Annotated in this window: 1 protein-coding gene; it reads right to left on the reverse strand. The window is 64.2% G+C overall.

The window, feature by feature from the left end:
- Positions 1 to 124: 124 nt before the first annotated feature.
- A partial coding sequence (locus tag EN859_RS37730; RefSeq protein WP_189502623.1) for a YbaY family lipoprotein occupies positions 125 to 279 on the reverse strand: 155 nt, incomplete at its 5' end.

Genomic DNA, 279 nt, shown 5'->3' on the forward strand with positions numbered 1-279 from the left:
GAAGGGACATATGTCCCCTTGCTTGCCCGCCATCTGCATAAGTCAACGCTTGGCGCTGCCGGTTTATTCCGGTGAACACGGTTTCCAGAGTGAAAAGTCGCGGCCGTCCAGCCGGCGCGCGACGTCAGCGCGGCATCTTCACCAACACCGCCTGGGGCGTGCCGGCCAGCGGATCGACCTGGTGGTTTGTGTCGGCGATGAACATCAGCCGCTCGCCGACGGTGATGCGCGCCTGCAGCGCATAGGTCCGGCCCTTGTGGATCGCCTTGGGGTCGAAGC

It is taken from the genome of Mesorhizobium sp. M00.F.Ca.ET.216.01.1.1, from assembly GCF_004010325.2.
Lineage (GTDB): Bacteria > Pseudomonadota > Alphaproteobacteria > Rhizobiales > Rhizobiaceae > Mesorhizobium.